22 protein-coding genes are annotated in these 25,990 nt (G+C 73.2%); 13 read left to right on the top strand and 9 right to left on the bottom strand.

Annotation, left to right across the window (positions count from 1 at the left end; genetic code table 11):
* Window positions 1–5: 5 nt before the first annotated feature.
* Complete coding sequence (locus ACFYMP_RS29175) at window positions 6–314, top strand: hypothetical protein (RefSeq protein WP_388863139.1); 309 nt, start codon at window positions 6–8, stop codon at window positions 312–314.
* A gap of 42 nt (window positions 315–356) precedes the next feature.
* Here ACFYMP_RS29175 and ACFYMP_RS29170 read toward each other — a convergent pair whose 3' ends face one another.
* Window positions 357–1,394 (bottom strand): hypothetical protein, encoded by a 1,038-nt coding sequence (locus ACFYMP_RS29170; RefSeq protein WP_388863138.1) that lies wholly within the window; start codon window positions 1,392–1,394, stop codon window positions 357–359.
* Window positions 1,395–1,938: 544 nt separating this feature from the next.
* Here ACFYMP_RS29170 and ACFYMP_RS29165 point away from each other — a divergent pair.
* The 4 genes from ACFYMP_RS29165 to ACFYMP_RS29150 all read left to right on the top strand — a co-directional run bounded on the left by ACFYMP_RS29165 (window position 1,939) and on the right by ACFYMP_RS29150 (window position 7,512).
* Window positions 1,939–2,664, top strand: coding sequence for a hypothetical protein (locus ACFYMP_RS29165; RefSeq protein WP_388863137.1), 726 nt, complete (start codon window positions 1,939–1,941; stop codon window positions 2,662–2,664).
* A 127-nt stretch (window positions 2,665–2,791) separates the two neighbouring features.
* Entirely contained in the window at window positions 2,792–4,222 is a 1,431-nt protein-coding gene (locus tag ACFYMP_RS29160) for a hypothetical protein (RefSeq protein ID WP_388863136.1), read from the top strand.
* Window positions 4,219–6,036: a DEAD/DEAH box helicase gene (locus ACFYMP_RS29155; protein ID WP_388863135.1), complete on the top strand. Its 1,818-nt coding sequence runs from the start codon at window positions 4,219–4,221 to the stop codon at window positions 6,034–6,036. Before ACFYMP_RS29160 ends, ACFYMP_RS29155 begins: the two co-directional genes overlap by 4 nt.
* A gap of 129 nt (window positions 6,037–6,165) precedes the next feature.
* Window positions 6,166–7,512, top strand: a complete 1,347-nt coding sequence (locus ACFYMP_RS29150; RefSeq protein WP_388863134.1) for a DNA cytosine methyltransferase — start codon at window positions 6,166–6,168, stop codon at window positions 7,510–7,512.
* Here the strand turns inward: ACFYMP_RS29150 and ACFYMP_RS29145 are convergent.
* The 3 genes from ACFYMP_RS29145 to ACFYMP_RS29135 form a co-directional block, all read right to left on the bottom strand.
* On the bottom strand, window positions 7,450–7,908 hold the full coding sequence (locus ACFYMP_RS29145) for a very short patch repair endonuclease (protein ID WP_388863133.1): 459 nt from the start codon (window positions 7,906–7,908) through the stop codon (window positions 7,450–7,452). The two genes, ACFYMP_RS29150 and ACFYMP_RS29145, sit on opposite strands and share 63 nt — an antisense overlap.
* An 83-nt stretch (window positions 7,909–7,991) precedes the next feature.
* Window positions 7,992–9,062: an SEC-C domain-containing protein gene (locus ACFYMP_RS29140; protein WP_388863132.1), complete on the bottom strand. Its 1,071-nt coding sequence runs from the start codon at window positions 9,060–9,062 to the stop codon at window positions 7,992–7,994.
* A gap of 150 nt (window positions 9,063–9,212) precedes the next feature.
* Window positions 9,213–10,760, bottom strand: coding sequence for an MFS transporter (locus ACFYMP_RS29135; protein WP_388863131.1), 1,548 nt, complete (start codon window positions 10,758–10,760; stop codon window positions 9,213–9,215).
* A 136-nt stretch (window positions 10,761–10,896) separates the two neighbouring features.
* Here ACFYMP_RS29135 and ACFYMP_RS29130 point away from each other — a divergent pair, with 136 nt between their 5' ends.
* From ACFYMP_RS29130 to ACFYMP_RS29120, 3 genes are all read left to right on the top strand, one after another.
* Window positions 10,897–11,433 carry a winged helix-turn-helix transcriptional regulator gene (locus tag ACFYMP_RS29130; RefSeq protein WP_388863130.1) on the top strand — a complete coding sequence of 179 codons (537 nt, stop codon included), beginning with the start codon at window positions 10,897–10,899 and terminating at the stop codon, window positions 11,431–11,433.
* 334 nt (window positions 11,434–11,767) lie between these two features.
* Window positions 11,768–12,109, top strand: a complete 342-nt coding sequence (locus tag ACFYMP_RS29125; RefSeq protein ID WP_388863129.1) for a DUF6412 domain-containing protein — start codon at window positions 11,768–11,770, stop codon at window positions 12,107–12,109.
* A 217-nt stretch (window positions 12,110–12,326) separates the two neighbouring features.
* Entirely contained in the window at window positions 12,327–13,145 is an 819-nt protein-coding gene (locus tag ACFYMP_RS29120; protein ID WP_388863128.1) for a YidC/Oxa1 family membrane protein insertase, read from the top strand.
* Between the two features lie 144 nt (window positions 13,146–13,289).
* Here ACFYMP_RS29120 and ACFYMP_RS29115 read toward each other — a convergent pair whose 3' ends face one another.
* Both ACFYMP_RS29115 and ACFYMP_RS29110 read right to left on the bottom strand, forming a co-directional pair.
* Entirely contained in the window at window positions 13,290–13,796 is a 507-nt protein-coding gene (locus tag ACFYMP_RS29115; protein ID WP_388863127.1) for a heme-degrading domain-containing protein, read from the bottom strand.
* A complete protein-coding gene (locus tag ACFYMP_RS29110; protein ID WP_388863126.1) occupies window positions 13,793–14,935 on the bottom strand; it encodes a Gfo/Idh/MocA family oxidoreductase in 1,143 nt (380 codons plus the stop codon). The genes ACFYMP_RS29115 and ACFYMP_RS29110 overlap by 4 nt, the downstream gene beginning before the upstream one ends.
* A gap of 206 nt (window positions 14,936–15,141) precedes the next feature.
* Here ACFYMP_RS29110 and ACFYMP_RS29105 point away from each other — a divergent pair, with 206 nt between their 5' ends.
* Window positions 15,142–16,251, top strand: coding sequence for an ROK family transcriptional regulator (locus ACFYMP_RS29105; RefSeq protein WP_388863164.1), 1,110 nt, complete (start codon window positions 15,142–15,144; stop codon window positions 16,249–16,251).
* Between the two features lie 122 nt (window positions 16,252–16,373).
* Here the strand turns inward: ACFYMP_RS29105 and ACFYMP_RS29100 are convergent, their stop codons facing one another.
* Window positions 16,374–17,153, bottom strand: coding sequence for an HAD-IIA family hydrolase (locus ACFYMP_RS29100; RefSeq protein ID WP_388863125.1), 780 nt, complete (start codon window positions 17,151–17,153; stop codon window positions 16,374–16,376).
* A gap of 461 nt (window positions 17,154–17,614) precedes the next feature.
* Here ACFYMP_RS29100 and ACFYMP_RS29095 point away from each other — a divergent pair, with 461 nt between their 5' ends.
* Window positions 17,615–18,988, top strand: a complete 1,374-nt coding sequence (locus ACFYMP_RS29095; RefSeq protein ID WP_388863124.1) for an FG-GAP repeat domain-containing protein — start codon at window positions 17,615–17,617, stop codon at window positions 18,986–18,988.
* A gap of 469 nt (window positions 18,989–19,457) precedes the next feature.
* Window positions 19,458–20,111, top strand: a complete 654-nt coding sequence (locus ACFYMP_RS29090) for a transglycosylase SLT domain-containing protein (protein WP_388863123.1) — start codon at window positions 19,458–19,460, stop codon at window positions 20,109–20,111.
* Between the two features lie 111 nt (window positions 20,112–20,222).
* On the opposite strand, the gene ACFYMP_RS29085 is transcribed toward ACFYMP_RS29090, so the two are convergent.
* Window positions 20,223–22,283, bottom strand: a complete 2,061-nt coding sequence (locus ACFYMP_RS29085) for a BTAD domain-containing putative transcriptional regulator (protein WP_388863122.1) — start codon at window positions 22,281–22,283, stop codon at window positions 20,223–20,225.
* Window positions 22,284–22,384: 101 nt separating this feature from the next.
* On the opposite strand from ACFYMP_RS29085, the gene ACFYMP_RS29080 reads away from it, so the two are divergent.
* Window positions 22,385–23,305: an alpha/beta fold hydrolase gene (locus ACFYMP_RS29080; protein WP_388863121.1), complete on the top strand. Its 921-nt coding sequence runs from the start codon at window positions 22,385–22,387 to the stop codon at window positions 23,303–23,305.
* A gap of 37 nt (window positions 23,306–23,342) precedes the next feature.
* Here the strand turns inward: ACFYMP_RS29080 and ACFYMP_RS29075 are convergent, their stop codons facing one another.
* The gene (locus ACFYMP_RS29075; RefSeq protein ID WP_388863120.1) at window positions 23,343–24,992 is read right to left on the bottom strand and encodes a glycosyltransferase family 39 protein; all 1,650 of its coding nucleotides are present in this window, start codon (window positions 24,990–24,992) and stop codon (window positions 23,343–23,345) included.
* Window positions 24,993–25,429: 437 nt separating this feature from the next.
* On the opposite strand from ACFYMP_RS29075, the gene ACFYMP_RS29070 reads away from it, so the two are divergent.
* Window positions 25,430–25,990, top strand: coding sequence for a hypothetical protein (locus ACFYMP_RS29070; protein ID WP_388863119.1), 561 nt, complete (start codon window positions 25,430–25,432; stop codon window positions 25,988–25,990).

The raw sequence follows: 25,990 nt of genomic DNA, 5'->3' as shown, positions 1-25,990 counted from the left end.
CCCCGATGCCCAAGATCCCCACGGCCCCGATAGCGGCAGCCGGCCTGCTCGGCGGCTACGCCACGGCCCGCTGGACGAAGAACCGCAGGCTCGGCGGCGCCGTCCTCGCGGCAGCCGGCACGATCACCCACCTCCAGTGGCGCCACGCCCAGGGCCCCCGCACCGCCACCGCCCTGACCGCCACCTACCTCACCGCCTTCGGCGCCTCCCACCCCCTCGCCAAAAAACTCGGCGCCTGGCCCGCCGTCCTCACGGTCACCAGCGCGGTGGCGGGGGCGGCTTGGGTGGGGGTGGACCGCAAGCGGGAAGCGTAAGCAGACCGCTCTCCGTCAGCGGCGACCCGCGGCCCGCCCGGTTCACGAAGAACGGCGGGCTGCGGTCGTGAGGAGAGTGCGGAGACTGGTGGTCGCCTCTGCCTCATGGAGCGTGAGTGCGGCGTGGATCACATCGCTTGCCCGGCGCCGCCTCGCGTACGCGGTGAGCAGGCTGTCCGCCAGTCCGTCGAGGCCCGACTCCTGGAGGAGCCGAACGGTCGTCCCCATCTCTGCAGGTGTCAGGCTCTGGGTCGTCTCCAGGAGCAGAGCCAGGGCGGCCTCCCCGTCCTGACTCCCGCCTGTGTGGCGTCCGCTTAGGCCGCTTAGGCCGATGATGCGACGCACCAGCTGTTCCGCCGCCGGCTGCGGAACGGCTGGCCGGGCCAGACTGCTGTCTGGGGCCGCGCCCCCGTCCTCGTTTCGCTCGTCCGGAGCCGCGACAGCTTGCCGGTCCCCACTGTCCTGGCCGACCGGCAACTTCGTGGAAGGGGTGCGGACGGCGGTGTTGGCCGCCACTGCCAGCTCTTCTCCCTGCCGGGGAATGCTCGCCAAGCCGGCTTGCTCCAGGCGTCTCCGGAGGGTTTCTGCCTCCATACGCAAAGCCTCGTTCTTGGCGGCGAGCGCGGCGTTCTCCGCGGCGGTGTTGCGGCAGGAAGCGCAACACCGCTTCGTGAGCGTCTTCTCCCGCATGGCCTGCACTTCTTCGAGACTCACGCCGACCCGGTCCGCGCCAGATCGCTCGACGGCGAGTCCGTACAGGGCTGCGGCGAACCCGGCGTCGGGGGTGCGGCGGCCCGAGAGGTACCGGGAGTAGGCGGACTTGACGACTGGATACCTCCTCTTGCTCAGGGCCGAGATCACTTCGGTGGCTGTCCGCAGGCCGGTGAGCGCATGGAGATGCTGGAAGACGTCACGCATGTCCTGCCGCTCTGGCGTCATCGAGGCGGACGCCGGAGCGGCTGCGGTGGCTACGGCGCTGGCTGCCCGGGTGTCGGCGGTCGCGCCTTTCCGGTTGCGGGGAAAAGGCGCAACAAGACGCCCCTGTGCTGCGGCCCGGCCGTGCTGGCTGTTGTTTGCCACCAAAGCTCACCTTCTTGGCTCGTGTGTCCAGTGCGGATTCTGCTTAGTTGCCGGTCAGTTTCGCAGATGGATGGATGCTCGAAGGATACGTGCCGCGATCACAGTAGTTGCCAGCTGAACGCGCAACCCCGTAACGCCGTGGACATGGCCGGGCTTTTCGGGGAGGGTTTTCCCTGCCCCGCTACGGCCTTCTCCGTTCTGGGGTCTGGCGCTGCCGGGCTTCTCTGCCTGGTTGTCAGGCGAGAAGGGGTGTCTGTGCTGTTGGCTGTTGGCTGTTGCGTGAGAGGCTGCCGCGTGACGTGAAGGGAGAGGGGGATGTGTCCAGGTCGTGGGAGATCTGGCCTGCTTTTCGTTGTATTGCGTCTTTCGTCGCACTGTGTCAGTCCTGCTAGCGGAAGGCTCCTTTTTCGGCGCCGAGAAATCCCCTTGTCTGTGCAGGGGGTAGGCTCATGAAATTGGGATTTCGTGAGGGAAGGTTTCGGTGCTGTCGTTACCGGCAGGCGGTAGACGGAATGTCCGAACAGATGTGGAGGTATCGGAAAAGGTGACGTTTTCTCCCGAAAGTCTGCCGGATTGGCAGAATCCCGTCATCCGGGGGATGAAGCATGTGGGGGGCCGGGTCCGGGTCGCTCTGTGGCTCATCCAGGTCGTAGGTGAGGGCAACCCCTTCACGAAGGCGGAGCTGCGTGCCGCCTTCCCGGGGGATGCGCAGATCGACCGGCGTCTGCGCGACCTTCGCGACTGGGGATGGGTGGTTCACACGAGCCGTGACGACCCCAGCCTCAGGCAGGAAGAACAGCGTTTCGTCAGCGCTGGCGTGGCGGTCTGGATCCCGCATCAGACCCGCCCGGAAGAGGTCGGCGCGAAGGGCACCGTGAACAGTGCCGAACGTGCCCGCATCATGCGGGAGGACGACTACATGTGCCGTATCTGCGGCATCACCGCAGGCGAGGGATACGAGGATGGGCTCAGCACCGCGAAGCTGGTGTTGTCCCGCCGGGATGTCTCACGGCTGGATGGCACCACGGAAACCACTCGCGTCACGCTCTGCGAGCGTTGTGCGCGCGGTGCCTCGCCCAAGGTGGACATCCCCGGCTACATGTCGGCGGTGAGCCAGCTCTCTGACCTGGAACGGCGTGCCCTGCGCCGCTGCATGAAGGAAGGGCGGCGTCAGCGGAGCGAGGTCGAAGAGCTCTGGGGGGTCTTCGGCACACTGCCGGCCTCGGCCCGTCAGGAGATCCAGAACTCCCTCGACGAGTCTGAAGACTGAGGTTCCCCGTTCTGTCTCCGGCGTGCGTTGTGGGCCGGCCGGGCCAGGTGTCCGGCCCGGCCGGCCCACAACGTCCTAGCACTGCTTTCCTTACCGGTTACTGGTTCATCAGCAGAGAAGAGTGATCGTGCACAGCGAAACCCAGCTCCCGCCCCGCGCCGAGGAGTTCAGCGAACTCATCAAGAAGAGGCTGGAGGATGTCCGCACCAGTGGCGGCACACGCGAGACCGTGACCATCGAGTGGAACAGCCAGTTCCTCCACGTCGAGGTCGTCGAACTCCCGCTCAGCAGCGTGTACTACAACCCATGGACCCACCGCATCCGGGCCCAGCGGAGCCTCGACCCCGCTCTGGACAGGAAGATCGACGCTGAACCGTACGGCGATGACGGGCAGGCGTACCTGGGCACCCTGCTCACGGCGCTCCCCTCTGACCCCACCCGCCGCGATCCGGCTTACGAGAGTCTCAAGGCCGAACTCAAGGAGTTTGGCCAGAGCGAGCCCGGTCTGGTGACGCACCACGGCGTTCTGGTCAACGGCAACACCCGTGCGGCGGCACTGCGTGAGCTGGGCGAGCGGTCCATCCGTGTGGGAGTGCTGCCGGCGTCCTTCACCGCGGAGGACGTCAGCGCGGTCGAACTCGCCCTCCAGCTGCGCAAGGACAACAAGCGCGACTACTCCTACATCAACCGTCTGCTGGCGATGGAGGAGCAGGCGTCGATGGGCAGGACCCCGACACAGATCGCCCGTGAGTTCCGGGTCCAGGAGAAGACGTATCACCAGGAACGCTGGATTCTCAGCACGATCCGGGAGCTGATCAAGCGGAGCACCACCGCGGAGGGTGCGCAGCTCAGGCTGATCGACTTCGAGTTCGACCAGGAGAAGCTGAAGGAGTTGGAGCGGCTCTACAAGAAGGTCGCCTCGGCGGAGCCGGATGAGGCAGAGCTGATCAAGGAGTGGCGACTGGCTGGCATCTTGCTGGACTTCTCCAAGACGGACGTACGGCACATCGACCAGAACTTCGTCCAGCAGGAGTACCTGACGGACACGCTTCCGCCGGCGCTGCGCAATCTGACGGGGGACACCGCTCCTGCGGAGATCGCCATTCCCGGACTGGACGTCACCGTCAGCGCGGCCTCCTCGCGGGTGGCCGAAGCCCGTGCGCTCAACGACCGCATCATGCAGGCGAAGGCGGCCAGGACGGGTACGGCGCAGATCAGCGCCGAGCGTAAGGCCGAGATGGAAGGCATCCTCAAGAGCGCCGGAGCCGCGTTCGACGCCGCGATCGACCGGGCCGGCCGGGACGCCCGTATCCGCAAGCGCAAGCAATTGGCCCCGGCCCGGGTGGTGGAAGCGTGCGCGAACATCGATCAGGGCACTGACGAGCTCGTCAAGGCACGCACGAGTCACAGCCTTGACGAGGAGTCCCTTGACGAGGCGCTGCTCCAGCTCAAGGCCAGCCTCAGCAGGCTGGCCCGGCAGGCCGGCCGGGTCCCCGGAGAGCCGGGTGCGGGCGTCTCGTGGCTGCTCGACGCGGTGAGCAAGGGAGAGCGCCCGTGACAACCGCAAGCACAGCCGGAGGAACGTCACTGCGGCTGGAACTCGACCCCCTGCGCACGGGAGTCCTGCTGCGCGTCACCGGGGAATACCAGCAGGCCTTGGTGCAGTTGTCCGGGCTGTTCCCCTCGGGAAGCCAGCTGAATGCCCTGACAGCCCAGGTTGAGCTGGACGACTTCCTGGGGAATATCCAGCATCTGGCTTCCTGGCCGGATCCAGCCGGCGTGCTGTGGGCGGAGGATCTCAAGGCCCTCTTCCTCGGCAACCATGCTGACGCACAGCGGGTCAAGCGGCGTCTGAGTGACCAGGCCGGTCCGGACGAGGTAGCGGCCGCGGATGTCCTGGCACTGCTCGGCCCGGAGTGGACAGCGGACCTCACGGGCTTCCAGCGCCGGGACATCGCCAAGCTGCTCTCCTTGCAGCACGGCGCGAACTTCAGTGTTCCCGGTGCGGGAAAGACCCGCGTCGGCCTCGCGGTCTACGCCACCCAGCGCCACCAGGGGAGGGCTGAACGTCTCCTGGTGGTCTGTCCCAAGTCCGCCTACGAGTCCTGGCGGTACGAGACGGCCGTCTGCTTCCGGCAGAGCCTGCGCGTGCATCTGGTAGGTGAGGGCCCGATGGATACCTGGGCTGAAGTGGTCATGGTCAACTACGAACGGCTGGACCGCTCCCTGCCGAGGCTGTCGGCGTGGCTGTCCGAAAAGCCCTCGATGATCATTCTGGATGAGGCGCACCGCATGAAGCTAGGCGTGCGCGGCACCTATGGAGCGGCTTGTATGGCGCTCGGACCGCTGGCCCGTCACCGGCTCATCCTGACCGGGACCCCCGCTCCTAATGGGCGCCGGGATCTGGAGAATCTGATGGGCTTCGTCTGGCCCGGCCATGGGCAGCGCGCGGTGGAGGCTGCGGTGGCTGGTGGCGACCTAGCCCAGGCGAGTAAGGCCCTGCAGCCGTTGTTCACACGGACCACCAAGCAGGAGCTGGGCCTGCCCCCGATGGATGTCCGCCTGCGGCTGGTGGACATGCCGCCGCTGCACAAGCAGATCTACGAGGCATTGCTGGAGAAAGGAACGGAGGGCCGGGAAGATCTCAGCGCTCTCGGCAGGACGGCCCTGCGCCTGCTGATGGCTGCGACGAGCCCTGCCCTTCTCGTGGAAGGGAGCAGCAGGTATGAGCCGCTCGCCTACCAGCTGCCCCCGCTGGACGTGCCTCGCAGCAGTTCGTTGTTCGCCTTGCTCCAGCAACTGCCCGACTACGAGCTGTCCCCGAAGTACGCCGAGGCCGGGGCCATCGTGGCAGAGAACGCACAGCAGGGAAAGAAGACGCTGATCTGGACGACCTTCGTGCGCAGCCTCACCACGCTCGAACGACTGCTTTCGAAGTTCGCCCCGGCCTCGGTCTACGGCGGCACCCCGGATCGCGAGGAACAGCTCCGGAGATTCCGGGAAGATCCCTCCTGCATGGTGCTGATCTCCAACCCCGCCACCCTCGGTGAGGGAATCAGCCTGCACCACGCGGTCCACGATGCCGTCTATGTCGACCGGGACTTCATGGCCGGCCGGTTCCTGCAGAGCCTCGACCGCATTCACCGTCTCGGGCTCGCCCCTGGCACCGAGACCTCTGTCACAGTCCTGGCTGCCCGGCACACCGTGGATGAGGTCGTAGCCGCGCGGCTCGACCAGAAACTTGAGTTCATGGGCGCGATCCTTGACGATCCGGCTGTGCGGGAACTGTCCGACCTGGAGGAGGAGCCATCCGTCGCCGCCGGCCTGGACTCCGCCGATATGGAGGCTCTCCTTGCACACGTGAGCGGGTAGGGTGCGGTGTGGCCTGCCGTTTGCGGCAGGCCACACACCGCCTGACGCTGGAACTCGTGTGGTGCCCTGATCACACTGTGCAGCCTGCTGGTCAGGTGGTCGCTCTGTGTCCATACGAGGAGTTCAGCCATGGCTGGCGATCACCCGCGCCCGCATTTCGAAAAGCCGCTCACTTCCGTGGAGATCTGTGCTGGCGCGGGCGGACAGGCTCTGGGATTGCACAAATCCGGGTTCGAGCATCTCTCACTGGTGGAGTGGGACCCCAATGCGGTGACCACGCTTGCGACCAACTCTGTCACCACGTTTGGGTGGGAGCAGCAGAAGGCCGATGCGCTGCGTGCCACGGATGTGCGTGATTTCAAGGACACGGCAGAGTTCAAAGCCCTGCGAGAGGTCGAGGGCGGCATCGATCTCTTTGCTGGTGGCGTCCCCTGCCCGCCTTTTTCTCTCGCGGGCCACCAGCTCGGTCCTGATGACGAGCGGGACCTCTTTCCAGCCGCCCTTGAGCTGATCGGCCTGTTGAAGCCCAGGGCGGTCATGCTGGAAAACGTACGGGGAATCCTTGAGCCCCCTGAGGTATTTATCGACTACCGGCGGTACATCCTCGATGAATTGCGTTCATTTGGATATCGCGTTCCGGAAATCGACCCGAAGGCTCCCGCGCGCGTGCAGGCCAGGGCGATGAAGTCGGTCTGGCACCGGATGGACGCCAGCAGTTTTGGCGTCACCCAGCTGCGCCCCCGGGCCGTCCTGATCGTTTTCCTGGAGGATGCGATCAGAGATCAGCGTTTCCGCTGGCCAGTGCGGTCGGAAGAGGGCGCCGAAAGCGTCTTCGAGAAGCTGCATGACGGTATGCGGGCACGGTACCGGGAATTCTGGGACGAACGCCCTCTTGGTCCCGGCACCCGCACAGGGCGGGAGGCTTTCGAAAGCTGGGAGAGGAAAGCGAAGGAAGCGGACGCGCGTGGTCTGCGGGTCGCTCCCACTCTCGTCGGCGGATCACGGAAACACGGCGGAGCTGACCTGGGTCCCACCCGTGCGAAGCGGGCGTGGCAGGTCTGGGGAGTCAATGGTGAAGGGCTTGCCAATGACATGAAGGACTGTGACCCCGAGCGCGATCTCTTCCGCGACAAGGGGCCCATGCTGACGGTGGAGCAGGCCGCCGCCATTCAGGGATTCCCGGCAAGCTGGGTATTCGAGGGGAAGAAGACCACTCGCTACCGGCAGGTGGGCAACGCGTTTCCCCCGCCCGTGGCGGAAGCGGCCGGGCGCGCCATCGCAGCGGTCCTCCGCCCCGGAATGCGAGAGGAGTTGCTGAAGCCCTATCGCATGGAAGGTGAGGCGTTTGTCACCCCCGAGACCCGCGAAGAGATGCTGCCTGTGATCACGGACCCGGAGCCCCTGGTGCAGGAATCACTGCTTAACGCCGCGGCGGGCAATGACCGTCGCCGCGATCCGGTCAGCGCACTCTTCTGAGGGCTCGTGCTCCCAGAAGCGGAGCACGAGCCAGCCGGCGTCCCTGAGTCTCTGGTCTGTGTCGCGGTCGCGGGCCACGTTGCGCACGATCTTTTCTGACCAGTAACCCGAGTTGACCTTGGGTGCCTGGTAGTGCTCAGGGCAGCCATGCCAGTAGCAGCCGTCGACGAACACCGCGACCTTCGCCGGGCGGAAGACGAGGTCGGCGGTGCGGCGGAGTCCGGGTTCGGGGCGGGCGGAGACCCGGTACCGCAGCCCTCGTGCGTGCACGAGGCGCCGTATCAGGAACTCTGGCTTCGTGTCCCTGCTGCGGATCGCCTGCATATTGCGGCGGCGGCCAGCCGAGGACGCCCAGGACCCCTCTGGACGTCCCTCCCAGGTGGCGCTCTCTTCCATGGTTCCGAGGCTAACCTTCGCCGGCCAGCGGCCCGTGGCCGAGGCCGGAGAGTCCGCCACTGGCTGGCTCTGTCACGCGCGGCTCACTGTGCCGCCACCCCATGACACCCCCCGTACCCCCGTCCCGACCCGCACCAGCACGGGGTGTCGGGCTGTGGGGGCCAGGGGAGGGCTCGGGCTCGGGTGGCGAGGGTGGTGGTGTAGAGGGGGAGGAGGTGGGGGTCGGTGGGGTGGGCGGTTTCGGCGGCGGCGAAGGCCTCGTAGGAGGGGACGGTCGCCTCGACGACGCCCAGGTTGGGGGTGCCGGAGGCCGAGAGGTCGCGGAGGGCCGATTCGACTGCCGCCGTGTGGAGTTCGTGGGCCGTGTGCTTGTCGTCGGAGGGGTACTCCGAGGAGAGGTCCGGGTAGGCGGCCAGGAGTTCGGTGAGTTCCGCGGCCGGCCAGTGGAGGACCGCCACCGGGTAGGGGCGGGAGAGGGCGGCGCGGTAGGTGCCCAGTTCGGCCTGGATGCGGTTGATCTCGGCGCGCAGTTCCTCCGGGTTGTCCGAGCCCAGGGACCAAGTGCGGTTCGGGTCGTGGAGTTCGTCCAGGGGGAGCGCCGCCGTGTTCAGTGTGTCGGCCAGCGCGTCCCAGTCGTCGTGCGGGGCGCCCAGCAGGCGGCGCACCCGGTGCCTGCCGAGCAGCAGGGGGCGCGTCTCGTACGGCGGTGGGGTGGTGCCCTCGACGAGGAGGGTCGCGCCTTCCGTGAACGTGTCGTGCGCCTCCTGGAGTTCGTCGTGCGCCTCCAGGGCCTCGCCCGCCACGATCCACGGCGCGGGGGTGCGCGGGGCCGCCGAGCGGACGCCCGTGATGATCGCCCGAGCCTCCGCCTCGTGGCCGTACTCCCAGAGGTTCGCCGCCTTCAGCGCGCGGATCAGGACCGGGTCCTCCGGGGACTCGGCGGCCAGCAGGCCGTCGTACAGCGCCGAGGCACGCTCGCGGTTGTCGGCCAGTTCGTGGTGGGCCGCCGCCCGCAGGAGCAGTTGTTCCGCGTCCTCCGGGTACCGGCGGGCCATGCGTTCCAGGCGCGCGGCTTCCTCCAGGTGGGCCTTCCGGTCCACGTCGGTACCTGCGGGGGTCGCCGGGGTGGTGGGCGTGGGCGTGTCGGGGCGCATAGCGCCACCGTAGCGCTGTCGGCGCGGGGAGTGGAGGGGCGGGCGGGGTGCCGGGCCCGGCGGACGCGGCGGTCGCCCCGCCGTGCCCGACCCGGCCCCGGTACGTGCGCCCGTCACGTGCGTCCGTCACGAGCGCCCGTCACGTGCCGGTCACTCGCGCCGCCCCGCCAGTACCAGCACGGTGACCGCTCCGACGACCGACAGCGCCGCCGACACCAGAACGGTCCGGTCCAGGCCCGCCGACAGTGCCGCGGCCGGGGTGGCGCCGTCGGCCGTCGTGGCGAGCGCGATCGACAGGGCCACGCCCGCGGAGGACCCCAGGTAGCGCGCCGTGTTGTTCGCGCCCGAGCCCATCGCGGCCCGTTCCGGGGGCACGCTCTCGACCGCGAGCAGGGGGAGGGCGGCGTTCAGCAGTCCGCTGCCCGCGCCCGCGATCAGCAGGCCGGGGACCAGGCGCGGCCACGTCGAGCCCTCCGACAGCCCGTCCCACAGGGCCAGTACGCCGGCCGTCGAGAGCAGGAAGCCCGCCGCGAGACGCAGGGGAGGGGTGAGGGCGGCCGGCAGGCGGCGGGCCAGCAGCGCCACCGCGAACGCCGTGCCCGACCACACCGCCGAGAGCAGCGCCACCCCGAACGTGCCCAGGTGCAGCGCCGACTGCGCCAGCGTCGGGAAGTAGCTGAAGAAGCCGATGACCGCGAGGCCCGTGAACAGGCCGCCCGCCGTCGCGCCCACGAAGCGCCGCTGCCGCAGCAGGGACAGGTCGAGCATCGGCGCCGAGGCGCGCCGCTCCACGAGCCGGAACACGTGGCCCAGCGCGAGGGCCGCCGCGAACAGGCCCCACACCGGTGCCCGCAGCCAGCCGTCCCTGCCGAGGGTCAGCGCGGCCAGCAGCGCGGCCGAGGCGCCGCCCAGCGCCAGCGCGCCCAGCAGGTCGGGGCGGCCGGGACGAGGGGCCCGTGATTCGGTGAGCACCCGCAGGCCGTAGCCCGCGACGGCCAGTGCCAGCAGGCCCAGGACCAGATAGCCGGAGCGCCAGTCCGCGCCCGCCACGCCGCCGTGCCCGGCCAGCGGGCCCATCGCCCCCGTGAGCAGCGGGCCCAGCGCGATACCGCCGGTGACCCCGGCGCCCCAGATCCCCGTCGCCCTGATCCGGGCGGCGCCCGGCGGGTACGCCTGGACCAGCAGGCCCAGGCTGCTCGTGAGCACCGCCGCGCTCGCCGCGCCCTGGACGATCCTGGCCACCGTGAACAGGGCCGTCGTCGTGGCCAGCGCGCCCAGCGCCGTCGTGACGCCGAGCGTGAGCATGCCGAGGAGGAAGACCCTGCGGCGGCCGTGGTCGTCGGCGAGCGAGCCCGCCACCAGCAGGAGCGCCGCCAGGCCGAGCGGGGTGCCGTTGAGCAGCCAGGACTGCGCCGAGACGCTCGTGTGCAAGGTCGCGACCGTCGAGGGGACCGTCGCCAGCGGGGCCGTGTAGTTCATGATCGTCACGATGGTCGCCGCCGTCGTGACGGCGAGCGTGGCCGCCGGAGTGCGGGGCCGCCGCCCGGCCGCCGGAGTAGGGGGCCGTCCCGGCACCGGAGCGAGGGACCCCCCAGCCGCGGCCTCCGGGGCGCCGTCGCGCTCCGCCCGCTCTCGGGCCGCCCGCCCCCGGGCGCGTCGCTCCGGGTCCGGGCGGGTGGCCGGTTCCGTCTCCGTCATGAGTTCCCCCTTCGGCCGCCGTACGGCAGCACCTCGTCCACCTGGGTTCGGTGAATGAACCTTCGGTGGCGTGGGAGTCTAGCAGGGTCGGTTCGTTCAGTGAACTGATTGCGGGGGGCGTCGTAAAGTGGGCTCCATGGCTCTCGGCAAGGACTACGCGCAGCAGCAGTGCTCCATCGCCCGCGCGCTGGAGGTGGTCGGGGAGCGCTGGACCCTGCTGATCCTTCGCGACGCCTTCTACGGCGTGCGCCGCTACAACGACTTCCTCGGGCACCTCGGCATCCCGCGCGCCGTACTGGCCGCGCGCCTCCAGACCCTCACCGAGCACGGCCTGCTGGAGAAGCGCCGCTACCAGGAATCCCCGCCGCGCGAGGAGTACGTCCTGAGCGGGCGCGGGCGCGCGCTGTGGCCGACGCTCCACTCCCTGGGCGTCTGGGGGCGGGAGAGCTTCGGGGAGGGCGCGCCGCTGCGGGAGTTCCGGCACCGCGACTGCGGCACGACGATCGGGGTCTGGGGCGAGTGCCCGCACTGCGGGCGGGCCGTGGCCCTCGAAGAGATCGACATGGTGCCGGGGCCCGGCCTCGACCCCGATCCGCGCGACCCCGTCAGCCGCGTCCTGCTCGCGCCCCGCCGGCTCCTCGAACCCGTCGTGACCGACTCGCGCACGTCGTGAGGGCGGTGGGCTCGCGCACGTCGTGAGGGCGGTGGGCCCGCGTACGGCGTGAGGGTGCTGGGCTCGCGCGCGTCGTGTGGGCGGCGGGCTCCAGACCCAGCCCCGGAGCCCGGCCCCCGGCCCCGCCCCGTGCCCGCCCCGGTGGCGAAGTCACCCCGTACCAGGGCCCCCTATCAGAGCCCTGTAGCCGAGTCGCCCGCGCATACCGTGCCTTTACCGGGGCTCCTGTATAAACGGATACGGTGCGCCCGGACCGGGGGCCCGCCGACGGACGTACGAGGACCGCGGACGTACGCACGACTGAACTGCGGACGTACGCACGACTGAGGGGCAGGTGGCCGTGAAGGCAGGAGCGCTGACCGTGCCCCGCGTCACCTCAGGTCTTCCGCGGTCCGTCACGCTCGTTCTGCTGCTGCTCGCCGGGGCGCTCGTCGCCGAGGGCGGGCCGCTGTCCGGTGCCGTCGCGGGGGCCGTCGCCATCGCCGCGACCGGTGCCGCGCTCGCGCTGTGCGCCCTGGTGGCCTCGCGCAGCGTCCCCGTCGTCGCCCGCACCCGGGTCCGTACGGCCATGCGGGACCGCGAGCGGCGAACCGCCTTCCTGCCCCAGCGGGACCCGGACGCCTCGGGGCGTCCCAGGCCCCGAGCACCCGGCCGCCGTCTCCCGACGGCTGCCTGACCCCTCCCGCTTCTCGCTCCGCCCGGACGGCCCGCGCCCTCGCGCTCTCGCGTGGCGCCCTGGCCCTCCGGCGCCGCCCAGCGGACGGCCGCCGTCACGCCGGTCAACGCTCCGTAGTCACCCCACCGCGGCCCGGCTCTCCGGGCCGCGCCGGTGACCCCGATCCCGTGATCCGCCGCGCCCCGGCGCGGCGCGAGACGTCCCGGAGGGCTCCGTCTTGTCTGGTTTCTTCGTCACCTTCGCCGATCTCGTCGCGCATGTCGCCGACGTGATCGAGCCCGTCTTCCACACCACCGCGACCGCCGCCGCGATCGTGCTGTTCACCGCCTGCGTACGGCTGCTCGTCCTGCCGCTGTCCCGGGCCGCCGCGCGCGGACAGCGGGCCCGCGCGAGACTGGCCCCCGAACTCGCCGAGCTGCGCGGCAAGTACGCCAAGGAGCCCGAGAAGTTGCAGCGCGCCGTCATGGAACTGCACGCCCGCGAGAAGGTCTCCCCGCTCTCCGGCTGCCTGCCGATGCTGTTCCAGGTGCCGGCGTTCATGCTGCTCTACCACGTGTTCTCCAGCTCGCGGCTCGGCGGCGAGGCCAACGAACTGCTCGGCCACCCCCTCTTCGCCGCCCCGCTCGGCGGACGCTGGAAGGACGCGCTCGCCGACGGCGGGATGTTCGGCGCGCCCGGCCTCGTCTACGTCGGGATCTTCTGCGTCGTCCTCGTCGTCGCGAGCTTCACCTACCGCAGGAACAAGCGGCAGACGGCCGCGGCCGGCTCGCCCGTCGCCTCGCTCACCGCGGCCCCCTCGGGGGCGGCGGGGCAGGAGGGACAGGCCGTACCCGGGCTCGGGGCGATCACCCGGATCATGCCGTTCATGTCCTTCATGACGCTGATCAGCGTCGCCGTCGTACCGCTCGCCGCCGCGCTCTACATCGTCACCAGTACGACGTGGAGCGCCGTCGAACGCGCCGTGCTCTACCGCGATATGCCGCGGCCGGCCACCGGCACGTCGGCCGGGGCGCTGCCCGCCTCCGCCGCCTCCTGAGGCGCCAGGACGCCGCGGACGGCTGAGAGCGTCCGGACGGCGGCCGGCCCCGCGCCCCGTGCGGGGGACGCGGGGCCGGCCGCCGTCCGCCGGGGCGACGCGACGTCACCCCCGGCTCCACCTGCCGGCGTCAGTTCACCGGCGTCACCTCGCCGCGAACTCCTCCAGAGCCGCCACGACGAGCGCGTGGTCCTCGGTCTGCGGCAGGCCGGACACGGCGACCGTGCCGACGACCCCGGCGACCCCCGCGACCAGCAGCGGGAAGGCCCCGCCGTGCGCCGCGTAACGGTCCGGGTCCAGTCGCGAGGACTCCTCGAAGGTGCTGCCCTTGGCGCGGAACCGGGAGCCGACCAGCAGCGAACTCTCGCCGTACCGCTCCACGACCCGGCGCTTGCGCTCCAGCCACGCGTCGTTGTCCGCGCTCGAACCGGGCAGCGCCGCGTGGAAGAGCTGCTGTGCCCCGCGCCGGATGTCGATCGCGACGGGCGCCTCCCGCTCCCGGGCGAGCCGCACCAGCAGCACGCCCAGCTCCCACGCGTCCTCGTACGTGAACGAGGTCAGGGTCAGCCGCCGCTGCTGCTCGACGAGTTCCGCGAGGTCCCGCGGGGTCGAGGGCAGCGTCGTGGACGCCCCCGAGGGCTGTGCGGTCATGAACGGGCCTCCAGTTCCACGGTCCGGCCCTCACGTGCCGAGAGCCGGGCCGCCTCGATGACGTCCAGCGTGGCGGCCGCGTCCCGCGCGGTCACCGGGTTGGGCGCGCCCTCACGCAGGGCCGCGGCGACCGCCGCGTAGTACGCCGGGTAGGCGCCCGGACGGGTGGGCACCGGGGTGCCCTCGCCGGACATCGGGGACTCGCCCGCGCCGATCCGGCCCCACAACTGCTCGGCCTCCTCGCCCCACGGGGCGCCGGCGTCCGGGCGGGCCCCCTCGCGCAGCGCCGCCTCCTGCGGGTCGAGGCCGTACTTGACGTACCCCGCCTTCGAGCCGAGGACCCGGAAGCGCGGGCCGAGCTGCGCCGTCGTCGCCGAGACCCACAGGTGCGAGCGGACCCCGCCGGTGTGGGTCAGCGCGAGGAACGTGTCGTCGTCGGTGGCGGCGCCCGCGCGCCGTACGTCCGACTCCGCGTACACCCGCTCCACCGGGCCGAACAGGGTCACCGCCTGGTCCACGACGTGGCTGCCGAGGTCGTACAGCAGGCCGCCGATCTCGGCCGGGTCGCCCGACTCGCGCCAGCCGCCCTTCAACTGCGGCCGCCAGCGCTCGAACCGGGACTCGAAGCGCCACACGTCGCCGAGCGAACCGTCCGCGATCAGGTCGCGCACCGTCAGGAAGTCGTTGTCCCAGCGGCGGTTCTGGAACACGGACAGCAGCAGTCCGCGCTCCTCCGCGAGGAGCGCCAGTTCGCGGGCCTGCGCCGCGGTGCCCGCGACCGGCTTGTCCACGACCACCGGCAGGCCCGCCTCCAGCACCGCCCGCGCGAGCGGTACGTGCGTCTTGTTCGGGGAGGCCACGACCACGAGGTCGAGTCCGTCCGCGCGGGACAGCAGCTCCTCGGCGTCCGCCGCGAAACGCACCTCGGGGAACTCGGCGCGCGCCTGCTGCCTCCGCTCCTCGCTGCGCGTCACGATCGTGTCCAGGACGAGGCCCTCGGTCGCGGTCACGAGCGGGGCGTGGAAGACGGAACCCGCGAGCCCGTAGCCGATCAGCCCGACGCGCAGCGGCGGGGCGTCGGCGTCCACGGGCACGGTGACGGGGTCGGGCACGGTCTCTTCTTCAGTCGTACGAGGCATACCGCCCACTTTGGCAACGCTGTTGCCAAAGTGCAAGCGGACAGCACAATGGAGGGGTGAATCCCGTACCTCCCGCCGTGCCCGACGACCATCCACTCCCCGCGGGCCCCGCCCTCCACCGTTCCCCCGCCGAAGCCGAAGCCGAAGCCGAAGCCGAAGCCGAAGCCGAGGCCGTCGCGGGCCGGACCGGGGCGGGGCTCGGCGCGCTGCGCGGCCACAACACCGCCCTCGTGCTCGACCTCCTGCGCGCGGCGGGAGCGGAGGGGATCAGCAGGCCGGAGCTGGCCGCCCGCACCGGCCTGACCCCGCAGGCGGTCAGCAAGATCGCCGCGCGGCTGCGGTCGGGGGGACTGGTCGCCGACGCGGGACGGCGCCCCTCCACCGGCGGCAAACCGGCCACCGCGCTGCGTCTGGTCCCGGGCGCCGCGCACGCGCTCGGCGTCCACCTCGACCGCGACGAACTGCGCACCGTCCGCACCGATCTCGCGGGTACCGTCCTCGCCGCGCACCGCGCCCCGCTCGATCTCGCGGCGGGCGCGGAGGCGGTGGTCGAGACGGTCGCGCAGGGGGTGGCGGCGGTCGCGGAGGGGGCGGCGGCAGCGACCGCCGGGGAGGCGTCACCGGCCGTCCACGGCCACGAACCGCCCACGCGAGCCGGCGTCCTGCTCGGCGCGGGGGTCGTCCTGCCCGGACCTCTGGACCACCGGCGCGGGGTGCTGCACCGCGTCTCCGGCCAGCCCGGCTGGGACGGCTACCCGCTGCGCGCCGTGCTCGCCCGGCGGCTCGGGCTGCCCGTCGTCCTCGACAAGGACACCAACGCCGCCGCGCTGGGCCCGGCCCTCGCCTCGGCGGCCCGCTCCTTCGCGTACCTGCACCTCGGTACGGGGCTGGGGGCCGGGCTCGTCCTGGACGGGGCGCTGCACCGGGGCGCGCGGACCGGCGCGGGGGAGTTCGGGCATCAGGTGCTCGACCTCGACGGGCCGCCCTGCGTGTGCGGGGACCGGGGCTGTGTCGAGGCGCTGTGTCTCGCGGCGCTGCGGTCGGGCGACGTCGCGGAGGCCGCCCGGGTGCTCGGCGTCGCCGCCGCGAACCTCGTCGGGCTGCTCGACATCGACCTCGTCCTGCTCGGCGGACGGCGCGTCGCGGCGGACCCGGGGCCGTTCCTCGCGGGCGTCGCCGAGGTGCTCGCCGCGCGGGCCCGCAGGACCGGCGACGCGGGCCCGGTGCCCGTACGGCAGGCCCCCGGCGCGGACCACGCCATCGCCGAGGGCGCCGCGCAGCTCGTCCTGGGCCCGGTGTTCGGGCGGGCGGTGTAGGGGGCCTGCCGTACGGGCAACGGGGCGCGCCGGGGCTCCGGGCGGTCCCGGTCCCGGTCCCGTCAGCTCCGCGCCCCCGTCGGCCCCGGCGGGGGCGCCCGGCCCGGCGGGGGCGCCCGGCCTCAGATCAGGTCGACGAGGTCCGCGATGGAGTCGACGACCGTCGTCGGCCGGAACGGGTAGCGGTCGATGTCGCCGAGCGTCGTCAGGCCGGTCAGCACCAGGAAGGTCTCCATCCCGGCCTCCAGGCCCGCGAGGACGTCGGTGTCCATGCGGTCGCCGATCATCGCCGAACTCTCCGAGTGCGCGCCGATCGCGTTCAGCCCGGTGCGCATCATGAGCGGGTTCGGCTTGCCGACGAAGTACGGCTCCTTGCCGGTGGCCTTCGTGATGAGCGCGGCCACGGAACCCGTCGCGGGCAGCGCGCCCTCAGGCGAGGGGCCGGTGTTGTCGGGGTTGGTCGCGATGAACCGCGCCCCGTTGTTGATGAGCCGGATCGCCTTCGTCAGCGCCTCGAAGGAGTACGTCCTCGTCTCGCCCAGGATCACGAAGTCCGGGTCGGAGTCGGTCAGGATGTAGCCCGCGTCGTGCAGGGCCGTGGTCAGCCCGGCCTCACCGATGACGAAGGCCGTCCCGTTGGGATGCTGGGTGTCCAGGAACTTCGCGGTGGCCAGCGCCGAGGTCCAGATGTTCCGCACCGGGACGTCGAGACCGATACGGCTGAGCCGGGCGTGCAGGTCGCGCGCCGTGTAGATCGAGTTGTTGGTCAGCACGAGGAAGGGCCGCCCGGTCTCCTGCAACCGCTTGATGAACGCGTCGGCGCCCGGCACCGGGACACCCTCGTGCATCAGCACGCCGTCCATGTCCGTGAGCCACGAGGTGATGGGCTTGCGCTCTGTCATGGGTGCTGACTCCTGGCCACTGGACGGGGCGGTCATCCCGGGGCCGCCCGAGAGGGCGGGCCGCCGAGGCCACCATCCTATTCGTTCACCCGTACGCCGGTCCCGGCCCTCGACGCGGCCCGGGGGAAGCCCGTGGGCAGTCCGTACGGAGGGTGACACGAGCCGGCCTCCCGCCCCGCGGCCGGCAGGCCGGGGCAGCCGAGGCCGCGGCGGCTCCGGGGCCCGCCACCAGAACGCGGTCGCGGTGTGCGGTGTACGGACCAAAGGCCGGGCGGACGGCGCACTGGTATCAAGGACCGGATCGACGGTGTACTGGTTCAGGGGCCGGATCGGTGAGAAGGGCGCACGGCGGGAACCGGTCACCGCGCGGGGGCGTCACCGTGCCCGGTGGGCCGGGAACCATGCCCGGCCCACCGGGGGCCACGTCCGGCGGTACGAGCGGCAGGCGGCGAGGGGGACGGGTGAAGGGGACGGGGCCGGTGCGGGGGCGCGGACGACGGCTGGCGGGCGTCCTGTTGTGCTGCGGGCTCCTGCTCACCGGATGCGGCGGGGGCGGAGGGCGGGACGGAGACGGGGGAGAAGGGGACGGTCGCGGTGGCGGCCCCGCCCGGCCCGCCCCCGGCGCCGCCCACCACCCGCCCGACCCCGCGGACCTGAACGGCGACGGGCGCGCCGACGCCGTCCTCTCCGACGGGCACACCGCCGTCGTGCTGTGGGGCGCGGACGACGGGCTGGACCCCCGGCGTACCACCCGGGTCGAGGCCACCGCCCAGCCCCTGCGCGCCGACGTGGACGGCGACGGCTTCACCGACCTCGTCGCCACCACCGGCCTCGCCGGGAAAGAGCGGACCCTGCTGCTGCGCGGCGGCCCGCGCGGGCTCGGCCGCCCGCAGCGGCTCCGCACCCCGCCCGGTTTCGTACCGGGTGCGGCCGGCGACTTCGACGGGGACGGCGCCGTCGACCTGTTCGACGGCGGCCGGGGCGGCAGGGGAGACAAGGGCGCGGCGCCCGGCCGGGCCGGGGGCCGGCTGCTGCGCGGGCCCTTCTCCGGCCTCGCGCCCGCCTCGGCGCACCGGCTCGACCTCGGGCAGCACGGTTACAGCAGCCCCTCCTCGGTCGCCGCCGGGGACTTCGACGGCGACGGGCGCACCGACCTCGTCCTCGGTTACGCCTACGACGCGCAGGAGGACGAGTCCGCCCCCGGCGACCTCACCCCGGTGCGGTACGAGCGGGGCGGCCCGGACGGACCGCGCCGGGACCGCGCGGCCGAGGCGCGTCTGATCCGGGCGGCCGGGAGCGCGGAGGGCGGCTTCGCCGCGTCCGCCGGCGACGTCGACGGCGACCGGGCCGCGGATCTCCTGGTCCCGGGCGCGGGGCCGGACGGGCGCGGACGGCTCACGGTGCTGCGCGGCGGCCCCGGCGGCCCGGGTACGGGACGGCCCGCGACCCGGGTCCTCGAAGGCCGGCAGCGGTACTTCGGCGCCACGGCGCTGGCCGGCCGGATCGACGGCGACGAGCGCCCCGACCTCGTCCTCGGCACCCCCGACGCCCGGCGCCACGACGGACTCGTCACCGTCACGACGGCCGGTGGCGGCCGGCAGCGGCTGACCGCCCTGGACGACTGGATGCCCGGCCGCCCCAACAAGGCCCACTGGAACGAGTTCCAGCCGCTGGCCCTGCTGGACACCGACGGCGACCACCACGACGACCTGCTCGCCCTCGCCCCCCGCCACGACGGCGGAAAGGGCGTGTACGTCCTCCTGCGCGGCACCGAGGACGGCCTGTCGACCGGCCACGTACGGCATTTCGCGCCCCGGGAGATCGGTCTGCGGTGAGCGCGCCCCGCCGGGACTGACCCAGGGTGTCCGGGCCGGTGCGCGCCGTCCACCGCCACCCGCCGCCGGGAGCGGCGCGGAGTGAGGGAGCGACCGCCCGGCGTAGCGGCCCGGTGGGTCCGGAAGGGGAAAAGCGCCGCCATCCTGTGGGGTGGGGCACAGGACGTGGGTCATAGACCGGGCCGGTTAGTAGTGGCCGTTCGCGTACGGGCGCTGTGGTGTGGGGGCCGGCCGCCGGCGCGGGTCCCGTCTACGAAGTGTCTTCGCAGGTCACATGGTTGCCAGGGCGGACAGCCGTTGCCCATGGTGGGTGACGTACCGGGGAGCCGAGCGCCGGACCCGGGCCCACGGGCGTCACACCAGGACGCCGGGCCCGCCTCCAGACACCGGCCCCAAGACACGCGGCGGACACGGAAGTCCGCCACGGAGCACCACCCCCCCACGGGGCGGACAAACCACCTCGCTCCCCGTGTCGCCGACACACACCTCGTCTGTAGTCGGCCTCCCCTTGCCGTCCCCCTTGGAGAGGTACCCCATGACTGCCATCCGCCGCGCCCTCAGCCCCCGCACCGCCACCACCGCCGCGATCGCCACCACCGGCGCCGCCGCCATCGCCCTGACCCTGGCCCCCCAGCAGGCCCACGCCGCCGACACCGCCCGCCCCACCACCACCACCACCGCGGCCGCGCTCACCACCCAGGCCGAGCACCTGGCCGCCACCGCCAAGAGCGCCGGCGACGCCCAGCCCGCCACCGCCACCACCTCGGTCACCACCCTGCAGACCAAGGGCCTCAAGAAGTACGGCAACCACCTCGACGGCTGGATCCGCACCTCGCTGGACATCATGCACGCCAAGGGCATCCCCGGCACCTACAAGGGCCTGCACTCCAACATCCTGCGCGAGTCCTCCGGCAACCCCCGCGCCATCAACAACTGGGACGTCAACGCCCGCGCCGGCGTCCCCTCCAAGGGCCTGCTGCAGATCATCAAGCCCACCTTCGAGCGCTTCCACGTCGCCGGCACCAAGAACGACCAGTACGACCCGGTCGCCAACATCGTCGCCTCCGCCAACTACGCCGCGCACCGCTACGGCACGATCGACCTCGTCCACTCCGCGTACTGAGGCGGCCCCACAGACCGCCTGAGTCCCGGGGAACCCCCGCACCCCGCACAGCGGTTCGCGGGCAGGGGGGCTCAGGCACCCCCCCTTTGGCCGGTGGCCGGGACGGACCTCTCACGAGTCCGCCCCGGCCACCGGCCCTTCCCCGCGCCCGTCCAGCTCCTCCAGCCACCGCGCGACCGGCCCGAGGCTCAGCAACCCGCTGCCCGCACCCGCGAGTTCCCCCGCCGCGGGGGCCAGTTCGGCGCGGGCGCGCTCCACGAGGCCCTCCTCGCCCAGCGCCCTCGCCGCCCGTCCCGTCAGGCACCACATGGCCTCCTGGAGGTGGTCGCGGGGCGGGTCCGGAGCGGTGCGCAGCGCCTCGCGGGCCCGCCCCGGACGGTCTCCCGCGAGCAGCAGGAGCGGCCGTGCCCACGGCTCGTACGGGCCCCAGTCCGCGTCCTCCAGTGGCCGCAGGGGCAGTTGGTGACGCAGCCGTACGCTCAGCAGCGCCAGCGGCAGCAACCCCCGCTCCAGGCCCGGCATCCCCGCGCCCTCCAGCAGGCCGGCGGCCTCCTCGTAGGCCGCGAGGGCGACCGGCGCCGGGGCCTCGCTCCACGCCGTGCGCAAGGCCCCGTACCAGGCGGTGAACGGGGTCACGAGCGGCAGTTCGTGGCGGGCCGCCAGCTCGTCGGCGGCCCGCGCGTGCGTGTCGGCCGCCTCGAAGTCGCCCAGCGCGCACCTCGCTTGCAGCCGGACCAGGCGGCCCAGCACCTCGTACGTCTCCAGGCCGGCCCGCGCGGACACCGCGAGGATCTCCGCGCCGATCGCGTCGCGTCGCGCGGCCAGACCGGAGCGGTGGAAGGTCTGGAGGAACACGCCGTTCAGCGCGAAGAGCAGGAGCGCCCGGTCCTGCCGCCGACGCGCGATCTCCTCCGCCTCCCGGGCCGCGCGCGGTCCGCGCGACCGCACCGCCGCCCGGGGCGGCCCGTGCGAGGTGCCGCGCGACTCGATCGCGACCGTGGCGAGCAGCCGGGCGCGCGCCGCCTCGTGGCCCTCCCCGGGCAAAGCCCGCAACGTGCGCTCCGCGGCCCCGGTCAGCCACGCGGCCTGCGCGGGATCGTCCGAGCGGGTCCACAGCGCGGGCACGTCGTACACGCCGATGACGCGGGCGGTCAGCTCCGGGTCGCCGAGCTGTTCGGCCGCCGCCACCGCCGCCACCCGGTTCAGCCGCGCCGCCTCCAGGCCGCCGCCCCCGGTCACCGCCAGATCGCGCAACAGGCCCGCGCTGGTCTCCAGTTGCCTGCGCGACCCGGCCGGGGCCGCGCCCCGCCAGGCCGCCGCGGCCCGCGCCCACACCTGCGCGGACCCGCCCTCGCCCCCGGCGGACAGGTGCTCCGCCTGCCGCAGTACGTCCTCCTCCAGGCGCTGCAGCCGCGGGCCCGGGTCCACGCCCAGGCGCTCGCGCAGCATGCCGCGCGCCCGCCGCAGCACCGACAGGGCGTCGGCCTGCCGGCCCGAGCCGTACAGGGCGGAGGCGAGCAGGTGCCAGCCCTCCTCGCGCCACGGGTGCCGCGCGACGTGCGCGTCCAGATCGGCCACGGCCTCGGCGGGACGGCCCCGCGCGATCCTGGCCGCCGCGTGCCGCTCGACGGCGTGCAGCCGCAGCTCCGCCAGGCGCGCCCGTTCCGCGTCCGTCCACGGCTCGCCCGCGAAATCCGCGTACGCCGGTCCCCGCCAGCTCTCCAGGGCCCGCGCGAGCAGCGGGACGGCGCGGGCCGGCGGGAGGAGGGCCGCCGACTCGACGGCCTCCTCGAACCGCCACGCGTCCACCGACCCGCGCGGGGCGCGCAGCGCGTAGCCGGGGCCCTCCGTGACGAGCAGCCGGGCCGGGGCCCTCGGCAACCGCTCCGGTTCCAGCGCCCGCCGCAGCCCCGCGACGAACGTGCGGACGGCGCTCACCGCGTCGCCCTCGGGCTCCTCCTGCCACAGGTCGGCGACCAGCCGGGCCACCGGGACGACGCGGCGGCGCGCGACGACGAGCCGGGCGAGGACGGCGCGGTGCCTGGGGCCCCGGAGCGGGACCGGCCGCCCCTGCTCGTCCCAGGCCGCCACCGGGCCGAGCACCCCGAAGTCGACACGCACGCAGGCCGCCCTTCCCGTCCCGGCCGCACCGCCCGCGACACGTTCATCCATTGCTCATCCACCCCGCCGACCCTGAAGGGGCAAGCGCGTGACCGGGCACGACGCGGGTCCCGCCCGCGTCAGCCCGCCCCTGAGAGAGACGAGGCCCCCCGATGACGGACACGATAAAGGCGACGCACGCGACGGCCGCGCCCCCCGCCCCCGCCCTGCCCGGGTTCGCGTACCACCGGGTACCCGTGGCCGACGGGGTGTCGCTCAACGTCGCCGTCGGCGGCGCCGGGTCCCCCGTCGTGCTGCTGCACGGCTTCCCGCAGACCCACCTCATGTGGCGGCACGTCGCCGCCGACCTGGCCGGGAGCCACACCGTCCTCTGCCCCGACCTGCGCGGCTACGGGGACAGCGACAAACCCCGCGAGGACGGCCCCGACACCTACTCCAAGCGCACCATGGCCGCCGACGTCGTCGCCCTCGCCCGGACCCTGGGGCACGAGCGGTTCGCGCTCGCCGGGCACGACCGGGGCGCGCTCGTCGCCTTCCGGGCCGGGCTCGACCACCCCGGCGCGGTGAGCCGGCTCGCCTGCCTCGACGTGCTGCCCACCCTCGACATGTGGGAGGCGCTGCGCGGCACCTCGGCGGCCGTCGGCTTCCACCTCTACCTGATGGCGCAGCCGCCCGGACTGCCCGAGGCGCTGATCTCCGCCGCGCCCGACGCCTTCTTCGGCCACTTCCTCGACCTGTGGGCGCGGGACCCCGGGGCGGTCCCCGGCGACGTACGCGCCGCCTATCTGCGCGCCTGCCGCGAGGCCGTCCCCTCGATCGTCGCCGACTACCGGGCCTCCGCCGGGACCGACGTCGAGCACGACGCGGCCGACCGCGCCGCGGGCCGCCGGCTCACCATGCCCGTGACCGTGCTCCAGCAGGACTGGGGTGCCGCCCTCGGCTACGAGGCCGCCTCCTTGTGGGGCGCCTGGGCCGAGGACCTCGAACACTCCACGGTGACCAGCGGCCACTTCATGGCCGAGGAGGCCCCGGAGGAGATCGCGCGCGCCCTGCGGGACCTGCTCGCACGCTGAGCCCGCCACGGGGGCGGGGCAGGGGACGCCGGGGCCCCTACCCGCACCTCCCCGGCCGGGCGAACAGGGTGACGCGGGCGCCCGTCACCTCGATGGTCCGGCAGGCCACGAAGCCGTGCCGCAGCCCCTCGCGTTTGGCGCGCTCGACGGGCCCCGTGTCGAGCGGCTCGTCCGGCGGGTCGCGCAGCGCGAGGACCCGGGAGGCGCGCGCGAGGCGCTCCCGTACGGCCCGCGCGGGCAGTTCGGTGCCCTGGAGGGTGCGCGAGGCCAGGGGCGAGTCCTTCAGCGCGAGATCCCGCAGGCCGAGGAACGCGCCCCGCTCCGACATGCTCCACTCGCGTCTCCTGCCCGGCATGAACAGCACGGCGTCCCCCGGCCGGGACAGCTCCCGTACGGCGCCCGCGACGGCGATCACGTCGTCCTTGCGGCTGTCCGGGGTGCGCGACACCGCGTACCAGGGCAGCAGCATCGCGCAGGTGGCGGCCGCCGCGCCCGTCACGCACAGCGCGCGCGGCGCCCGGTCCGTCCGCCGCAGCCCCGCGTACGCCCGGCTCAGGGCGGCCCCCGCGACCAGCCCGAGGCCCTGGAACGTGTAGAGGCAGTAACGGTCGATGTACCAGGGGTGCAGCAGCGAGGCGGTGATGAGCAGCCCGGAGGGCAGGACGAGCAGCGGCAGCCCGAGCGCGACCAGCCGCGACCCGGCGTCCCGTCCCCGGTCCCGCCGCACCCGCGACCGCGCCGGCCAGGCCGCGAGGGCCACGCGCGCCGCGAGCACGCCGAGGGCGGTCACCCCGAGGAAGAGGAACCAGTCCAGGGGGCTCGGCCGCCCGAGCCAGCCGAGCTGCGCGTCCGACTGGCCGAGGCTCACGACGGCGAGCGGGGCCACCCCGAGCAGCACCAGCCCCGAGGCCGCCGCCCACCTCCGCCGTACGGACCACGGCGCCCCGCCCCACACGAGCGTCACCCCGTGCGCGAGCAGCGCGAGGAACGCGAACTCGTGCAGCCAGCAGGCGACCAGGCCCAGCAGCCCGTAGGCCACCCAGGTCCCGCGTCCGCCCCGGCCGGACAGCGCCTTCGCGAAGAAGTACGTGCACCACGCGACCGCCGCCGACACGAGCGCGTACGAACGGCCCTCCTGCGCGTACTGCTGCGTGATCGGGACGAGCGCGTAGACGAGGCCCGACAGCAGCGCCGTGCGCGGACCGGCGTACCGCAGGGCCGTCGCCGCCACCCCCGCCGCCGCGAGCGCCGTCGCCAGCACCGAGGGCAGCCGCAGCGCCGTCAGACCGCCGTCCCACAGCGCGAACACCGTGTGCATCAGCACGTAGTACAGGCCGTGCACCGCGTCGATCCGGCCCAGCAGGTCCAACAGCTGGCCCGTGGAACGGTGCGCGACCTGATACGTCACCGACTCGTCGCGCCACATGCTGCCGCCCCGGTCCAGCCCGTACAGGCCGAGCAGGAGCGCGGCGAGGGCCGGGACGAGCACGGCGGCGACGCGCCGGACGCGGACGGCCGCCCGGCGCGGCCGGGCCCCCGCGCCCGCCGCCGGTCCGAGTTCCGAGGCGTGCGGTGCGCGGGTGTGCGGCACGATCACCCGGCCGGGCGACCCGGGACTCCCCCCTTCGCGGGGCGGGGCGGCCCGCGAGCGGACGTCGGTGATCGGTCGGGCACGGCGGCCGGACATGACTCCCCCTTGCCCCGCCCGGCCGACGACCCGGCCCGGCGGGAACGCTCCGTACTTCTTCTCCGCCCGGCCCCGACTCCCGGCGACCGGATTCCCCCACTCCGCGACCCACTCCGCGACGGACCGGACTTCCGGGGCCGCGTCCCCCTCTTGTGTCCCAGGACGTTCTCTCGTGCCCCGGAGTTCCGGAGCCGGCGAGGCGACGGCGCCGGCGGTGGCGTGAAACCGCCCACGCCTTCCGCGCCCAGAACCCGGTACGTACGGACATGGGGCCGTCCGGCGTCCGCCACCCGGTGCGCGCTGGTGTCCGTCCGCGCGCCCCGGCGGTGTGCCCCGGGCCGGTGCCGTGGCGCACCCGATCGGCCCAATACCCGCGCGCAGCGGATGCGTACGGCCTCCCGACCGAGGAACCTCCTGAGTACTGGAGGAGGTTCACCATGCGTTCACCGCTCATCACCGTCTGCGCCGGTGCGGTGGTCGCGGCTGCTGCCCTGGCGCCCGCTACCGCCGCCCACGCGGGCGAGGACCACTACCCGGGAAAGGGCCGTCCGGGCGAGGTCTCACTCACGCCGTCCACGATCGCCCCGGGAGGCAGCGTCGAGATCCGCGTCGACGGCTGCGACGGCACGACGGGCTCCGCGCGTTCCGCCGCCTTCGTCTCCGAGGTCGCCCTCAACGGCAAGGACGGCCGCGAGAACCCGCTGTACGGCGAGGCCACCGTCGACCACGACGCGAGGCCCGGCACCTACCGCGTGCACGTCGACTGCGACGGCTACCGGGGCCCCAAGGGCGCGCTCCAGGTCCTGGGCGGTGCCCGGCCCACGCCGACCGCCCCGGTCCACGCCGGGGGCGGGGCCACCGCCCGGATCGCCGCGAAGGAGGCCGCGCCCACCGGCCCGAGCACCTCGCAGACCGTGTTCGGCGGGGTCCTCGCGGGCGCCGCCGGAGTGATCATCGCGGGCCGCGTCGTGCGCCGCAGGCGCCGCCCCCAGGGCTGA

This window comes from Streptomyces sp. NPDC007088 (assembly GCF_042869355.1).
GTDB lineage: Bacteria > Actinomycetota > Actinomycetes > Streptomycetales > Streptomycetaceae > Streptomyces.
The sequence above is the reverse complement of the archived record's forward strand: the minus strand, read 5'-3'. Positions and strand labels throughout refer to the sequence as shown.

Excerpts from the sequence above, each read along its gene's own strand:
- ACFYMP_RS29070 (WP_388863119.1), top strand. The coding sequence starts at position 25,430 with ATGCGTTCACCGCTCATCACCGTCTGCGCCGGTGCGGTGGTCGCGGCT.
- ACFYMP_RS29175 (WP_388863139.1), top strand. The coding sequence starts at position 6 with ATGCCCAAGATCCCCACGGCCCCGATAGCGGCAGCCGGCCTGCTCGGC.
- ACFYMP_RS29135 (WP_388863131.1), bottom strand. The coding sequence starts at position 10,760 with ATGACGGAGACGGAACCGGCCACCCGCCCGGACCCGGAGCGACGCGCC.
- ACFYMP_RS29085 (WP_388863122.1), bottom strand. The coding sequence starts at position 22,283 with ATGGATGAACGTGTCGCGGGCGGTGCGGCCGGGACGGGAAGGGCGGCC.
- ACFYMP_RS29150 (WP_388863134.1), top strand. The coding sequence starts at position 6,166 with ATGGCTGGCGATCACCCGCGCCCGCATTTCGAAAAGCCGCTCACTTCC.
- ACFYMP_RS29140 (WP_388863132.1), bottom strand. The coding sequence starts at position 9,062 with ATGCGCCCCGACACGCCCACGCCCACCACCCCGGCGACCCCCGCAGGT.
- ACFYMP_RS29110 (WP_388863126.1), bottom strand. The coding sequence starts at position 14,935 with ATGCCTCGTACGACTGAAGAAGAGACCGTGCCCGACCCCGTCACCGTG.
- ACFYMP_RS29080 (WP_388863121.1), top strand. The coding sequence starts at position 22,385 with ATGACGGACACGATAAAGGCGACGCACGCGACGGCCGCGCCCCCCGCC.
- ACFYMP_RS29100 (WP_388863125.1), bottom strand. The coding sequence starts at position 17,153 with ATGACAGAGCGCAAGCCCATCACCTCGTGGCTCACGGACATGGACGGC.
- ACFYMP_RS29130 (WP_388863130.1), top strand. The coding sequence starts at position 10,897 with ATGGCTCTCGGCAAGGACTACGCGCAGCAGCAGTGCTCCATCGCCCGC.
- ACFYMP_RS29075 (WP_388863120.1), bottom strand. The coding sequence starts at position 24,992 with ATGTCCGGCCGCCGTGCCCGACCGATCACCGACGTCCGCTCGCGGGCC.
- ACFYMP_RS29115 (WP_388863127.1), bottom strand. The coding sequence starts at position 13,796 with ATGACCGCACAGCCCTCGGGGGCGTCCACGACGCTGCCCTCGACCCCG.
- ACFYMP_RS29145 (WP_388863133.1), bottom strand. The coding sequence starts at position 7,908 with ATGGAAGAGAGCGCCACCTGGGAGGGACGTCCAGAGGGGTCCTGGGCG.